A 14,757-nucleotide genomic window follows, 5' to 3' on the forward strand; every position below is an offset into this window, starting at 1 on the left:
GGAAGCACATCTAAATAAGACATCCAAATTCAAAGCGATTGATAAATAATCCAAGGACAATATCGTGCATCACAATAGATTTGGAGAAACAAATCGTTTTTCTCGCTAATCTCTTTATTCGAGTTCTCAATGTCAAGTGCTTTCGTTCGATTTTTTGAGTATTATACTTAGGGCTTGCTGAAAAAGTCAAAAAACGAAAGAAATGTGGGTTAGGGAAGTATGGACGGAAAAAGCACAGATAACTTTTCCTTATGGAAAGAAGTCACAATACAGATTTTGTTTAATCTATTGTCCCTTTCTTTCTACAAAAAGTCAACAAAAATCACTCCTCACAAAAGAGAGGAAAATTAACACCATTTTTCAGAAGAAAAACGACTCTACAACTTCTTACTTTTTGTTTTCTTCTTTGTCTTCTGAAGTAGAGTAGAAAGATTCATTAGCAAAAAATTCATCGCTATCACAGTCTCAGAGGTTTCAGGAAGTTTGGCCATCACTCGACCCAGACTAAATCTTCTCTTTCCCTGTCCGAATTTACCCTCTATGGCATTACGCACTCTTTCATCTGAGCGGGCCTCTTCCTTTTTTTCTTTGCTCACCTCTTTCGGTGGTCTTCCCAAGCGGGGACCACTCATTCTTATTCCCCTCTCTTTACAATAAGCTCGATTCGCTTTTGTTCGATATATTTTATCCACATGAACCGATTCGGGATAACATCCTCTCTCCTTTTTATATTCTTCTATTCGCTCTTGTAAATCTCCCGATTCGTTATAATTATTCCAACTCAATTTGTCTAAGAAGACAAAGCCATTCACACTACTTGCCGATATTTTAGCTCCAAACTCTACTGCTTTTCCTACTTTGCCACGCACTATTGGACGGATGTGAGGTTGGGTTATACTCACAATTCTGTTTTCTACTTTATTCGTCTTTTTTGCATACATCTCTAACTGTTGCTCATACACTTTTCTTATCGTTACAAGCTCTTCTTGCTCCTTTTTCGTTAGTTTTTCTAACTTGGCTCCCTCTTCTATCATTTTTTCTATATGAGACAAGTTTCTTTTTACATATTGTAGTTGTTTTTTTATTCCTTTTCTTCTTTCTTTTTTTGACACACGACGTTTTTTGACTATCTCTAGGTAGTCTTTTCTTGCTGCTACTCTATACGTTCTTGGCTTTTTTTTCTCTTTTCCTTGTATTTGTTTATAAAGCTCATCTATTGTTTCTTCTGTTTTTTCTCTTGCTTCATTCAATATTTCTATATCCGTTGGATATTTTATATCTGCTGGTGTACAAGTTGCATCTAACAATAGCTGTCCTTCATTTTCTTTTTTTTCTGACACTACTCCCTCGAACTTCTTTACCATTTCTTTATTAATTTTATTGATTAATTCCATTCCTATTCTTTTACGAAAATGAACCATCATTGACGCATTAAATGCTTCTTCGCTACTATAGCTTTCCATTCCTATAAAATACTGTAAATAAGGATTTTCTTTAATTTGTTCCACTGTTTCTCTATCACTTATTCCTAACATTTCTTTGATGATTAATGCCCCCAACGCCATTCTAAATGATTTCGCTGGTGCTCCTTTTTCCTCTGTGAAGTTTTTTGCATATTCTTCCTCATATTCTTCCCAGGGAATCATTTTTGACATTTTTACCCAACGATTTTCTGCGTCTAACTGCCCATCGAACGGATTTTTGAAGTTTTCTGGTGTCTTAGTTTCGTACTGTTGTCTTCCGTACATATGTTTTGCCTCCTTTTCCGGCAAGGTTTTCAAGCCATTTTAACCTATTTCCCTGTATTCTGCCTGTCCTTAATTCGGCTACTATCTTTTCTCCGTAAGAGTTTCAGCTTTTTTTCGGCAAGCCCTACTTACCCACCTCATGCAATGCTGGCTCAATATGTCGTTCGTAAGCCCCCCATCCATCTGTATAATATTGAGTAATACCAAAAGGTTCTAACAACTCTTTTAGCCTTAGAAATGCTTCGTCTTTGTGACCAGACAAAACATAAGCTAATATCTCACCTGTCTTATGATCAATAGCGTGCCATAACCATCTTTGCTCTTTTTTGCTCTTCACAAAACCCCACATTTCGTCGAGTTCTGCTTCCACGTCATTCCATTGGCAGAGCGTTACAATACTCTGACTGGGTTCCAGTTCTGCTAGTTTTTTTTCGTTGACGAATACTAAACTAGACTCTTTTTTTTTAGTTCACTAATCACTGTTGATGGACTAATCCTCAGCACACGGGCTGTATCCCTTATGCCACTACCATTCATTGCCATTTCGGCAATCTTTTCCTTTACTTCTGGCAAATAACCTTTATAAGTATAGTTTAAGATAAATGTGCAACGCTTACATTCTGTATTACGACATCTGTAACGCTCTTTCCCCTCCCCAGAGGGGCCGTGTTTCACAATATCCGTACTTTGACAACTTGGGCAAACAATTGCTTTGAATAGCATGGCACACCAATTTTAAGATTTACATTTATTTATTATTACTCTTTTCCACAGGTTTAGAACACGACCTCTTAACTTACGCCTTAGACTACTAGTCTGAATCCAGAGCAATTTCAAGACTGTTTTCTGCATTGGGTCAAAAGTATAGCGGAGGTAAGTGAAGGGGAAGTGATAGCGATTGACGGCAAAACCCTTCGCCACTCCTATGATAATGCCAACGGAAAGGGCGCAATTCAGATGGTAAGTGCATGGGCAACAGCAAATCGTCTAGTACTAGGACAGTGCAAGGTGGAAAGCAAATCGAATGAAATCACGGCGATACCCAAACTCCTGAAAATGCTAGAGGTCAAAGGTTGTATCGTAACGATTGATGCCATGCAGCAATTCTAAATTTGCGCTGTAGCAAGAGTTTCAGGTTTTAGTTCGCGTAATACGGGGTAAAATTCAACGGGATTAACAAGTTCATTTTACGGGGTGCGACCTTTAGTTGATAAAAGCTGTTGTAATCAGGGTTCTACAGGGAACCCATATTGATCAAGTTTTGCCCAAAATTGACTCCATCGTTCCTTGGTCAATACCAAAGCTCGTAGGCTCAAAATAATTCCTGCTCCTTTTTCCTTCCATCGCATCCCTGAACAACATAATCGTTGTTTGACCAACGTCTTACAAGCTGCTTCCGTAACACCTGAACCAATCGGATACTTTTTCTCTATGTATTCAGCATAATCCATTTGATGCTGATGATTCTCGTAATAAGTAATCGCCGCTTGTAGTTTCTCGGTAAGATTCTTAGAATGACTTTTTTCTTCTTTGACTTCTTTCATCAGATTTAGCAGTTCTCCTGCTTTTCCTTTTTCATGCTTGAGTTCTCGACAATTTTCAGTCAACCATTCTTTTTGTTTTGACACGGTATTCGGATGCAACGCTTCTGCCAAGGCACCTAAGTAACCAGAGGCATGATAGAAATCTAATATCTGTTCTTCCGTTTGCTTTTCTAAAAACTTCCAATTTGATTCTGCCCCGTCTGCTATCCCGACCAATGTTGCCTCTGGATAACGGTTTTTCGCTCGCTCAATTTCTCTTTCTAATCTTTCTAGAAAACTCTTTTTTCCATACTCTGGTGCCGCACCTAGATAGATTGTATGTTGACGTTCGCCTTCACTATCGTATAGGGAAACGGTTCCCACCATTGCTTCACGGTAGCCATCCTCACACATCAGCATACAGGTTCCATCTAATCCTATTCCCACTGTTGCAATTTGGCTATCCTCCTTGGGCGGGGCATAACTCCACGCTTCTTCTTTTGCCTGTACCACACTTCCTACTGCTTCACTCAATCTTTGGATATAGGATAGCGCTACTTTTCTACCATGATTTTCTAATAAATCATTTTTCACCTCTTTGCCTGCCATCCCTGACATTTTTGAGGATACCTGTTTTGCCAATAATGGCGTTGATGTTATGATTATCCTTGCTTCTCTTTCTAAGGGGCAATACGTTTTTCCTCAAAGGTGAACGCTGATATACATGACGATTCACTATAACCTCACCATAAGGTGTTTGATATTCTTTCGGTTGCTCTCCCTTACTCTTCCAGATTTCTTCACCGATTTTTAAGGGTGAACCATCTGTATCTAAATATTTCAAGGCTTCTTTGCTGGCGATGCAACCTACTTCGTTTAAGCCTTTTTGAATATTTATTTCTGTATCCAACATTGAACGACTTAGTTCTAATGTTAGTTCTATTTTTATCTTTGAACCCTCTACATTAATTAGTTTTGCTGTCATCATTGTTTCCTCTTTGTCACTTTTCATCTCATGTTAACACTTTTCTTTTCCTTCATCAACTAAAGGTCGCACCCATTTTACGAGTCTTCAGGCTTTTAGGCGCAATAGTACATACAGGATTGCCCCAAAAACCCCCTTTGAAATGTTCTTTAAATCCCTAAAAGGCTTGCTGTGTCTAAAACTGAGAATTGCTGGATGCCATGGGAACTCAGACAAAGATTGCCCAACAGATAGTAGGGCGAGGGGGAGATTATGTTTTGGCATTGAAAGGCAATCAAGGTAATCTATGTGAGGATGTTGAACAATTATTTGCTCATGCTCAATCGGTTAATTTTGCGGGAATTAAGCATGATTTTCATCAAACAATAGACAAGGGACATGGACGGATTGAAATTCGCCGTTGCTGGACGATGGAACAAACAGAATTTTTGCTGGGTGCGGAGAAATGGGCAAAGTTGACGAGCATCTGTATGATTAAAGCGGAGAGACGATTGAAAGACAAAACAGAGTATGAGACTCGCTACTATATCAGTAGCCTGCGGGAGCATCCCAAATTTGCAGTAAGTATAAATGCTTAGTTACAAAGAAGGGAAAAGGGGATAATCTAAAAAGTTATAAAAATTGGAGTACAAAAAATGAACGTTGAAGATAAGCAAAAATTAGACGACCATCTCAAAGCTATCGCAGAAATCATGGTCAGAAATACGCAAAAAGAAGACTTGAAAAGCTTTGAAAGTATAGAACTAGCGGTACGAGAGCAAATGTTGACGGTCGTAAGTCCAGCTATTGGCCGTTTTTTTTGTGAAACAGCAACAGGAACAAAAGCAGGAAGAGAAAGAACAGTGGACAGTATTATCGGAAAAGTAAAAATTACAGAAAAACAGGCGAAAAAGCTAGGGTTAGAAAAAAATAAACAAGTGAGTCCTTATTTAGAAAAATGCTGCTTAAATATTGTAGCCTGTGAGTCATTTGAGAGAGGAGAAAAAACAATCAAGATGACGACGGGAATGTCCATCTCAAAAAGCAGTCAACACCGATTAGCATTAGGGTATGAATTTCAAGAAGCTCAAGGTAAAGGGAAAATAGAAAGTCTAAGCAGGGCTTGCTGAAAAAAGCTGAAACCTTTACGGAGAAAAATAGTAGGCGAATTAAGAACCGCTAGAATGCACGAAAATAGGGTAGAATGCCTCAAAACCATTGCATTAAGAAGAGAGAAAGCAGATGTACCGAAAGCAACAGTACTCAATTGAAACACCAGAAAACTTGAAAAATCTGTTCGGCGGGCAGTTAGACGAAGAAAATCGTTGGATAGAAATGTCAAAAATGATTCTTTGGGAAGAATATGAGGAAGAATATGCAAAAAACTTCACAGAAAAAAAAGGAGCCCCAGCCAAATCATTTAGAATGGCATTAGGAGCATTAATTATCAAAGAAATTTCAGGAAAAAGTGACAGAGAAACAGTAGAACAAATAAAAGAGAACCCTTATTTACAGTACTTTATAGGAATGGAAAGCTATAGTAGCAAAGAAGCATTTAATGCGTCAATGATGGTTCATTTTCGTAAAAAAATAGGAATGGAATTAATAAATAAAATTAATAAAGAAATAGAAAAAAAGCGACGGGTGTAGCGTCAGAAAAAAAAGAAAATGAAGGAAAGTTATTGTTAGATGCGACTTGTACACCAGCAGATATAAAATATCCAACGGATATAGGAATATTGAATGATGCCAGAGAAAAAACAGAAAAAATAATAGATAAGCTGTATGAAGAAATAAAAGAGAAAAGGAAAGAAAAGCCGAGGACTTATAGGGAAGTGGCAAGAAAAGAGTACTTAGCCATAGCAAAAAAACGTCGTGTGTCAAAAAAAGAAAGAAGAAAAGGAACAAAAAAACAACTAGGATATATAAAAAGAAACTTGTCTGATATAGAAAAAATGATAGAAGAGGGAGCAAAGTTAGAAAAACTAACGAAAAAAGAGCAAGAAGAGCTTGTAACGATAGGAAAAGTGTATGAGCAACAGTTAGAAATGTATGAAAAAAAGACAAATAAAGTAGAAAACAGAATTGTGAGTGTAAGCCAACCTCACGTGCGTCCAATAGTGCGTGGAAAAGCGGGAAAAGCAGTAGAGTTTGGAGCTAAAATATCGGCAAGTAATGTGAATGGCTTTGTCTTCTTAGACAAATTAAGTTGGGATAATTACAACGAATCGGGAGATTTACAAGCGCGAATAGAAGAATATAAAAGGGAAACAGGATGTTATCCGGAATCGGTTCATGTGGATAAAATCTATCGAACAAAAGCGAATCGAGCTTATTGTAAAGAAAGGGATATAAGAATGAGTGGTCCCCGATTGGGAAGACCGCCGAAAGAGGTGAGCAAAGAAAAAAAGAAAGAGGCACGCTCAGATGAAAGAGTGCGTAATGCCATTGAGGGTAAATTCGGACAGGGAAAGAGGAAATTTAGTCTTGGTCGAGTGATGGCCAAACTACCTGAGACCTCGGAAACGGTAATTGCGATGAACTTTTTGGTAATGAATCTTTCTACTCTACTTCAGAAGACAAAAAGTAAAAAGTTGTAGAGTCGTTTTTCTTGTGAAAAATGGTGTTAATTTTCCTCTCTTTTGTGAGGAGTGATTTGTGTTGACCTTTTTAGACAGAAAGGAACAATAGATTAAACAAAATCTGTATTTTGATTTGTTTCCATAAGGATAAGTTATCTATGCTTTTTCAGTCCATACTTCCCTAACCCACATTTCTTTCGTTTTTTGACTTTTTCAGCAAGCCCTAAGCATAGATGGCGGAACAGTAAGAATACGAACGAGCGTAGGCGAAGAAAGTATCTGGAAAAATTATAAAGCAGTAAGCTTACATGGTCAGGTATGTGCGGCATTTTTTCAAGCGCAGGAAGAATTAATCGCTTGGACAAATAATCAACCATTAGCGAGAGTAGTAACTTGCTTAGGAGATGGACATGATGGGATTTGGAATCTGATAGAAAAGATAAGGGATAAAGACGAAAGAAGGGAAGTATTGGATTGGTATCACTTGGTGGAAAATATCCATAAAGTGAAAGTTTCAAAAAAGGTAAAGAGGCAAATAGAGACGTACTTATGGCAAGGGGAGCAAGATTCAGCAATTAAAGAATTGAACGGTTCAAAACAAAAGGAAGCAATTAACTTCATCAATTATATGAAGAAACATGAAAGCAGAATGCCAGATTATGGACTCTATCAAGACTTAGGTATCTGCATTGGCTCAGGAAGTGTAGAGTCAAAAATCAAACAAATTGGCAAGAGAATACAAATAGCAGGGGCTTGTTGGAAGTCAGAAAACGTTCCTCAAATATTGAGATTACGCTGTGCTTATCTCAATGAAGCTATTGCCTGAGTACTTTTACTCATTGCAAATCTGGGATGCTCCCCGCATTTAGTCCTTTTTCCCTATCATAAGAACCTCTTTTCGTTTTTCCATCTATCTGTATCAGCTCTATGTCCATTTTCTCCGTTAGACTGCTTATCCAGCTCAGAAAACTTTTTTCTAGTTCTTCTGTTTCCAACATTCCAAATACTCTTCCAAAGGTATCGTGAGAGGGAATTCCCTTTGGTAACTCTACTTACATCTTGCAGCAGAACAAAAGAACGACTGGCGGAAAGGGTCAAGAAAGTGGAAAAAGGAGTAGAAGTGAAAAAACAGCAAAACAATGGAAACCATTCTTATACAAGCCCAGACCCTAGTTTATACATTGCTAGGTTTGATGCCGACCTCCTATCAACGCGATAGTTTGCAGGCAATGTTGGGGCTATTCCTAGAAGCTCAAGGTCATCCTCTACCCCAACATAGTCAAACAAAATCACCCTCGGCCTTAAGCCGATTTTTGAATCAGTATGATTGGGGTACTCGCCAAATTATCCGAGCAGTGCGAAAAGCAATTCTCAAAGAACTACTTACCTATGCTCCAAGAGGAAGACGACCTTGGTTGCAGGTGATTGTGGACTTAACGACACTGGAGAAATGCGGAAAATTTAAGGCTTTTGAGCATTTAATTCATGTTCTTCACGGGAAGAGGGGTTTACATCTTTTGGTGATTTATCTGGTGATAGGAGAATTTCGAGTCCCCTGGGGATTTCGAGTTTGGAGAGGTAAAGAAACAAGAAGTCCCGCTCAACTCGCGGTGCGATTAGTGGATAGCCTACCTAAAGAACTCCTGAGTGCTTTTCGGGTTGTCATTTTAGCCGATACCGCCTTTAGTAGTGTGCAATTCCTTCAAGCGATGAAAAAACGCCGTCTTGCGGTTATCGTCGGTGTGCGTTGTGACCGTAAATTAGCTGATGGTCGTCAGCTTCGTGATTTGCTCAAAAAAGGACAACAGGTCACTCTTGATGGATTATCTTTCCCTGTTACTATCTCTTGGTTCTACCTCAAACGTAACGGCAAACTCGAAAAACGCTTCGTCTTATCGACTCGTCCTCTTAAGTCCAGTACCATTATCTGGTGGGGACGGCGAAGATGGAGTATTGAGGGCTTTTTCAAGACCGTAAAACATCGTTTTGGTTTACATCGTTTTGGTCAACAAACTCTTCTGGGGGTTTATCGCTGGTTGCTTCTTTCGATGATTAGTTTTCTTCTTGCCCATTGGGTTTATCTTTCTACTGACTCCTCTAAACCACCTGATTGGGGTCAAGCTTCTGCTTCTGCTCTTCAGACACTTTTTCCTGATGTTGCTCTTTGTTCCCTTTTTTCTCAAGTCGAGCGATTACGTCCACTTTTGCAATCTTTTGGACTCCAACTTCAGTTAGTTGCTGTCACAACTTAGAACATGAGTTTTGGTGCAAGATGTAAGTCTAGAAACATTTCTAGCCATTCTCGTTTGGCTTTGCCATAGGCTTCAATTGCTACGAAGCCATCTGCCCCTGACAATACTGCCAATATTCCTATGGTGACAATTGCTGTTAAGTTATGGTCTTGCCTTCTCCCTGTTCTCGGTTCTTTTAGGCACTGAAAATGTTTCAGTATGCTTCTTTTGATAATTTTGACTTCTTTTTCTTGTTGTGGGGTTAGAACTCTTGCGCCGAAGCCTTTTGCCATCTTTGACCTCACTCACTTACTTTTTTTAAATAATAGCCTTTTCTGGTTCTACCAGAGTTGCTAGGTAAAATTAATAAACAGAAGCAAAACTTAGCTCACATCGTAGCACAAAGTTGTCGAAGTTTCTAAACCCATAACTGCGTCTCTTAATTACCTTTAGCTTATTATTTATTCCTTCTACAACCCCTTGAGTTGTTCTATTATCAAAATAAGCCACTATCTCCCCTAACCATCTTCTTATTACCCCACAACTCTTCGGTAAATAGGGCTTGCTGAAAAAGTCAAAAAACGAAAGAAATGTGGGTTAGGGAAGTATGGACTGAAAAAGCATAGATAACTTATCCTTATGGAAACAAATCAAAATACAGATTTTGTTTAATCTATTGTTCCTTTCTGTCTAAAAAGGTCAACACAAATCACTCCTCACAAAAGAGAGGAAAATTAACACCATTTTTCACAAGAAAAACGACTCTACAACTTTTTACTTTTTGTCTTCTGAAGTAGAGTAGAAAGATTCATTACCAAAAAGTTCATCGCAATTACCGTTTCCGAGGTCTCAGGTAGTTTGGCCATCACTCGACCAAGACTAAATTTCCTCTTTCCCTGTCCGAATTTACCCTCAATGGCATTACGCACTCTTTCATCTGAGCGTGCCTCTTTCTTTTTTTCTTTGCTCACCTCTTTCGGCGGTCTTCCCAATCGGGGACCACTCATTCTTATATCCCTTTCTTTACAATAAGCTCGATTCGCTTTTGTTCGATAGATTTTATCCACATGAACCGATTCCGGATAACATCCTGTTTCCCTTTTATATTCTTCTATTCGCGCTTGTAAATCTCCCGATTCGTTGTAATTATCCCAACTTAATTTGTCTAAGAAGACAAAGCCATTCACATTACTTGCCGATATTTTAGCTCCAAACTCTACTGCTTTTCCCGCTTTTCCACGCACTATTGGACGCACGTGAGGTTGGCTTACACTCACAATTCTGTTTTCTACTTTATTTGTCTTTTTTTCATACATTTCTAACTGTTGCTCATACACTTTTCCTATCGTTACAAGCTCTTCTTGCTCTTTTTTCGTTAGTTTTTCTAACTTTGCTCCCTCTTCTATCATTTTTTCTATATCAGACAAGTTTCTTTTTATATATCCTAGTTGTTTTTTTGTTCCTTTTCTTCTTTCTTTTTTTGACACACGACGTTTTTTTGCTATGGCTAAGTACTCTTTTCTTGCCACTTCCCTATAAGTCCTCGGCTTTTCTTTCCTTTTCTCTTTTATTTCTTCATACAGCTTATCTATTATTTTTTCTGTTTTTTCTCTGGCATCATTCAATATTCCTATATCCGTTGGATATTTTATATCTGCTGGTGTACAAGTCGCATCTAACAATAACTTTCCTTCATTTTCTTTTTTTTCTGACGCTACACCCGTCGCTTTTTTTTCTATTTCTTTATTAATTTTATTTATTAATTCCATTCCTATTTTTTTACGAAAATGAACCATCATTGACGCATTAAATGCTTCTTTGCTACTATAGCTTTCCATTCCTATAAAGTACTGTAAATAAGGGTTCTCTTTTATTTGTTCTACTGTTTCTCTGTCACTTTTTCCTGAAATTTCTTTGATAATTAATGCTCCTAATGCCATTCTAAATGATTTGGCTGGGGCTCCTTTTTTTTCTGTGAAGTTTTTTGCATATTCTTCCTCATATTCTTCCCAAAGAATCATTTTTGACATTTCTATCCAACGATTTTCTTCGTCTAACTGCCCGCCGAACAGATTTTTCAAGTTTTCTGGTGTTTCAATTGAGTACTGTTGCTTTCGGTACATCTGCTTTCTCTCTTCTTAATGCAATGGTTTTGAGGCATTCTACCCTATTTTCGTGCATTCTAGCGGTTCTTAATTCGCCTACTATTTTTCTCCGTAAAGGTTTCAGCTTTTTTCAGCAAGCCCTAAATAGTATATCGCTTTTCGCATCCAGTTGGTTATTCTTAATAAACCATCCGCCCAGTTTTCACAGGTGTTAAATATCTGTCTTAGCTTTTCTTTTAGGCGATACGTACTCCCCAGCTCCTCATAATTTTTGAGGATATCATCCATTTTTTTCACCTCTTCTTCTTCCAAGTCTTCCCGATTTTTCAGTAAGACATATTTGCTATTTTTAAGTATTTCTAACTGGCTTTTTAATTCCTGTTTCTTCTTTTTGTTTTTTGCTTTTTTGATCCTTAATTCCATTTCTCTTTTCGCACTTCTTCTCGCTTTATCTAACTCCTCATTAATCTGCTTCATTACATGAAATCTATCCACCACTACCTCCGCTTCTGGCATCATTTCTTCCGCCACTTTTTGATAGGGTCTCCACATATCTATGCTTACCTCCTCAATACCTAAAAGCACTTCTTCCCCCCATTCTTTCATGTATTTTATCAATTCTTCCTTGTTTCGCTTTTCTAATATCCCTAACAGCTCCCCCGTTTCTATATTTACTAATACTGCACAATAATTCTGCTTACCTTTTTCTAACGCTATTTCATCTATCCCTAACTTTTTCAGCCCTACTGGCTTCCCCTTTTTTAGTTCTTCTCCTTTGTCTTTTAGCATTGTTTGAATTTCTTGCTCACTCACTTCATTATTGAGCGCTGTATTTTTTATGTCACTATTGATGACTTCTTTGATAATCTTCTCTACCATTCTATTGGTAAATTTTCTGTTTTTCTTCACATAGCTTAATTCTTCGACAAATTTATGACCGCACTTTTGACATCTCATTTGACGACGATTAATATTTAAATGAACCATTTTACCCATCATCGGTAAATCTCTAATCAACTGGCTATCATTTCTATTTACTCTACCCGTTTTGCTTTGACATTTAGGGCATTCTACTATTGGACATTTATTCTCCACTGAAATGACTAGACCGAACTCAGGTATGAATCCAAAATTGATGACTTTTACATCATCTAAGTCTAAACATTTAGTTAAAAGGCTTAATTCACTATTAGAAGGCATAGGTTAACTTTATTAAAATACAATGATAACTGAAAGGCAATAAAATGCTTTTGGAGAAAATCCAAAACTTTATATTATGCTTTAAAACCATTTCTGAGAAAGGATTACAGCAATTATAGCATAAACTTCCCATGAACTTTATTGAAGTTTTATAATCTAGTTTTACCTCATAAGTTCGGTAGAGCCCCTTTTCTTCTCTTAGATGACTGCTTCTTTTTTACACTATATTTCTCTCTTTTTGTCTGTATTTTTTGTAACAAATAAGATGCGATTACCCTGAGACCAGCACCAGCGAGACCTTTGTGAATATGCTGAGGACTATGTTCAAATAAAACAAAGAGGGGACAAATTTCCTCGGCTCCCTCACTAAACATATGCTGTTCCTGGGGAGGCATTAACCATTCGTAGTCTTTACCCAAGTAAATCTGGCTTTTGCGCCAACGGATTAATAGATCGGAAAGGGTTTCATCCGGCCGGTGAATAAAAACTAAAATCTCGGCTCCGAGCTTAATTTGCCATTCTGGATCACACATCAAAATTGCCAGATCACAGGGGAGAGATTGGGACTCTGAGTCAGCATTAGAAGGGCCAAAATTATCTTCTGAACTTTTAGAAGAACGAATACGGACAATGGGGAAGGGGATAGGAATAATGCTTTGTTCAGGATGGCGCAGACTGGGTAATTTTTCGAGATAAGGTAGATGTTGACGCAATAGTGCGATCGCCCCTTCTCGTCCACAATATTCCGCCAATAAGGATTCATAATCTGACTGCTTAACCGACACGGCAACCCCCTCGATTCAAGTAGTATATAGCCTGCAAAATATCAATGCTACAGTTATTTTATCTTGAGTGCTTGATCCTTCCTATTGCATGAGCAAGTTCTTGTTGAATCTCTATCGTATTTAAAATTCCTAAAATTTTCAATCTTGTCTTATTAGATTACACCAAGGATAGGGAAAAGCGGTAGTGTTCTGAATCTGTGGAAGCACATCTAAATAAGACATCCAAATTCAAAGCGATTGATAAATAATCCAAGGACAATATCGTGCATCACAATAGATTTGGAGAAACAAATCGTTTTTCTCGCTAATCTCTTTATTCGAGTTCTCAATGTCAAGTGCTTTCGTTCGATTTTTTGAGTATTATACTTACCCACCTCATGCAATGCTGGCTCAATATGTCGTTCGTAAGCCCCCCATCCATCTGTATAATATTGAGTAATACCAAAAGGTTCTAACAACTCTTTTAGCCTTAGAAATGCTTCGTCTTTGTGACCAGACAAAACATAAGCTAATATCTCACCTGTCTTATGAGCAATAGCGTGCCATAACCATCTTTGCTCTTTTTTGCTCTTCACAAAACCCCACATTTCGTCGAGTTCTGCTTCCACGTCATTCCATTGGCAGAGCGTTACAATACTCTGACTGGGTTCCAGTTCTGCTAGTTTTTTTTCGTTGACGAATACTAAACTAGACTCTTTTTTTTTAGTTCACTAATCACTGTTGGTGGACTAATCCTCAGCACACGGGCTGTATCCCTTATGCCACTACCATTCATTGCCATTTCGGCAATCTTTTCCTTTACTTCTGGCAAATAACCTTTATAAGTATAGTTTAAGATAAATGTGCAACGCTTACATTCTGTATTACGACATCTGTAACGCTCTTTCCCCTCCCCAGAGGGGCCGTGTTTCACAATATCCGTACTTTGACAACTTGGGCAAACAATTGCTTTGAATAGCATGGCACACCAATTTTAAGATTTACATTTATTTAGGGCTTGCTGAAAAAGTCAAAAAACGAAAGAAATGTGGGTTAGGGAAGTATGGACTGAAAAAGCATAGATAACTTATCCTTATGGAAACAAATCAAAATACAGATTTTGTTTAATCTATTGTTCCTTTCTGTCTAAAAAGGTCAACACAAATCACTCCTCACAAAAGAGAGGAAAATTAACACCATTTTTCACAAGAAAAACGACTCTACAACTTTTTACTTTTTGTTTTCTTTTTTGTCTTCTGAAGTAGAGTAGAAAGATTCATTACCAAAAAGTTCATCGCAATTACCGTTTCCGAGGTCTCAGGTAGTTTGGCCATCACTCGACCAAGACTAAATTTCCTCTTTCCCTGTCCGAATTTACCCTCAATGGCATTACGCACTCTTTCATCTGAGCGTGCCTCTTTCTTTTTTTCTTTGCTCACCTCTTTCGGCGGTCTTCCCAATCGGGGACCACTCATTCTTATATCCCTTTCTTTACAATAAGCTCGATTCGCTTTTGTTCGATAGATTTTATCCACATGAACCGATTCCGGATAACATCCTGTTTCCCTTTTATATTCTTCTATTCGCGCTTGTAAATCTCCCGATTCGTTGTAATTAGGGCTTGCTGAAAAAAGCTGAAA

At 37.9% G+C, this 14,757-nt stretch carries 8 protein-coding genes and 11 pseudogenes; 6 read left to right on the forward strand and 13 right to left on the reverse strand.

What is annotated here, in order from left to right:
• Positions 1-10: 10 nt before the first annotated feature.
• From KA717_29475 to KA717_29490, 4 genes and pseudogenes are all read right to left on the reverse strand, one after another.
• Positions 11-160, reverse strand: a pseudogene (locus tag KA717_29475) (IS1 family transposase).
• Positions 161-410: 250 nt separating this feature from the next.
• A pseudogene (locus tag KA717_29480) lies at positions 411-1,748 on the reverse strand (IS5 family transposase).
• Positions 1,749-1,872: 124 nt separating this feature from the next.
• Positions 1,873-2,118 carry a hypothetical protein gene (locus KA717_29485; protein ID UXE59814.1) on the reverse strand — a complete coding sequence of 82 codons (246 nt, stop codon included), beginning with the start codon at positions 2,116-2,118 and terminating at the stop codon, positions 1,873-1,875.
• A gap of 74 nt (positions 2,119-2,192) precedes the next feature.
• Positions 2,193-2,321: an IS1-like element transposase gene (locus KA717_29490; GenBank protein ID UXE59815.1), complete on the reverse strand. Its 129-nt coding sequence runs from the start codon at positions 2,319-2,321 to the stop codon at positions 2,193-2,195.
• 243 nt (positions 2,322-2,564) lie between these two features.
• Between KA717_29490 and KA717_29495 the strand changes: the two are divergent.
• Positions 2,565-2,846, forward strand: a pseudogene (locus KA717_29495) (ISAs1 family transposase).
• A gap of 128 nt (positions 2,847-2,974) precedes the next feature.
• Here KA717_29495 and KA717_29500 read toward each other — a convergent pair.
• Positions 2,975-4,256, reverse strand: a pseudogene (locus KA717_29500) (ISKra4 family transposase).
• A 188-nt stretch (positions 4,257-4,444) separates the two neighbouring features.
• On the opposite strand from KA717_29500, the gene KA717_29505 reads away from it, so the two are divergent.
• From KA717_29505 to KA717_29520, 4 genes and pseudogenes are all read left to right on the forward strand, one after another.
• Entirely contained in the window at positions 4,445-4,834 is a 390-nt protein-coding gene (locus KA717_29505) for an ISAs1 family transposase (protein ID UXE59816.1), read from the forward strand.
• Positions 4,835-4,891: 57 nt separating this feature from the next.
• Positions 4,892-5,353, forward strand: a pseudogene (locus KA717_29510) (ISKra4 family transposase).
• 124 nt (positions 5,354-5,477) lie between these two features.
• Positions 5,478-6,814, forward strand: a pseudogene (locus KA717_29515) (IS5 family transposase).
• A 220-nt stretch (positions 6,815-7,034) separates the two neighbouring features.
• Positions 7,035-7,643 (forward strand): annotated as a pseudogene (locus tag KA717_29520) (ISKra4 family transposase).
• A 10-nt stretch (positions 7,644-7,653) separates the two neighbouring features.
• Here the strand turns inward: KA717_29520 and KA717_29525 are convergent.
• A complete protein-coding gene (locus tag KA717_29525; GenBank protein UXE59817.1) occupies positions 7,654-7,815 on the reverse strand; it encodes a hypothetical protein in 162 nt (53 codons plus the stop codon).
• A gap of 141 nt (positions 7,816-7,956) precedes the next feature.
• On the opposite strand from KA717_29525, the gene KA717_29530 reads away from it, so the two are divergent.
• Positions 7,957-9,069, forward strand: coding sequence for a transposase (locus KA717_29530; protein ID UXE59818.1), 1,113 nt, complete (start codon positions 7,957-7,959; stop codon positions 9,067-9,069).
• Here KA717_29530 and KA717_29535 read toward each other — a convergent pair.
• The 7 genes and pseudogenes from KA717_29535 to KA717_29565 form a co-directional block, all read right to left on the reverse strand.
• On the reverse strand, positions 9,066-9,341 hold the full coding sequence (locus KA717_29535) for a transposase family protein (protein UXE59819.1): 276 nt from the start codon (positions 9,339-9,341) through the stop codon (positions 9,066-9,068). The two genes, KA717_29530 and KA717_29535, sit on opposite strands and share 4 nt — an antisense overlap.
• 70 nt (positions 9,342-9,411) lie before the next feature.
• Positions 9,412-9,606: pseudogene (locus tag KA717_29540) on the reverse strand (transposase).
• A gap of 227 nt (positions 9,607-9,833) precedes the next feature.
• Positions 9,834-11,171: pseudogene (locus KA717_29545) on the reverse strand (IS5 family transposase).
• Positions 11,172-11,273: 102 nt separating this feature from the next.
• Complete coding sequence (locus tag KA717_29550; GenBank protein ID UXE59820.1) at positions 11,274-12,353, reverse strand: ISL3 family transposase; 1,080 nt, start codon at positions 12,351-12,353, stop codon at positions 11,274-11,276.
• A 167-nt stretch (positions 12,354-12,520) separates the two neighbouring features.
• On the reverse strand, positions 12,521-13,138 hold the full coding sequence (locus KA717_29555) for a hypothetical protein (protein ID UXE59821.1): 618 nt from the start codon (positions 13,136-13,138) through the stop codon (positions 12,521-12,523).
• A gap of 209 nt (positions 13,139-13,347) precedes the next feature.
• Positions 13,348-14,099 (reverse strand): annotated as a pseudogene (locus tag KA717_29560) (IS1 family transposase).
• 238 nt (positions 14,100-14,337) lie between these two features.
• A pseudogene (locus KA717_29565) lies at positions 14,338-14,733 on the reverse strand (transposase).
• Positions 14,734-14,757 lie beyond the last annotated feature (24 nt).

Origin of the sequence: Woronichinia naegeliana WA131 (genome assembly GCA_025370055.1) — a bacterium.
Classification (GTDB): domain Bacteria; phylum Cyanobacteriota; class Cyanobacteriia; order Cyanobacteriales; family Microcystaceae; genus Woronichinia; species Woronichinia naegeliana.

Excerpts from the sequence above, each read along its gene's own strand:
- KA717_29535 (UXE59819.1), bottom strand. The coding sequence starts at position 9,341 with ATGGCAAAAGGCTTCGGCGCAAGAGTTCTAACCCCACAACAAGAAAAA.
- KA717_29530 (UXE59818.1), top strand. The coding sequence starts at position 7,957 with ATGGAAACCATTCTTATACAAGCCCAGACCCTAGTTTATACATTGCTA.
- KA717_29550 (UXE59820.1), bottom strand. The coding sequence starts at position 12,353 with ATGCCTTCTAATAGTGAATTAAGCCTTTTAACTAAATGTTTAGACTTA.
- KA717_29525 (UXE59817.1), bottom strand. The coding sequence starts at position 7,815 with ATGTTGGAAACAGAAGAACTAGAAAAAAGTTTTCTGAGCTGGATAAGC.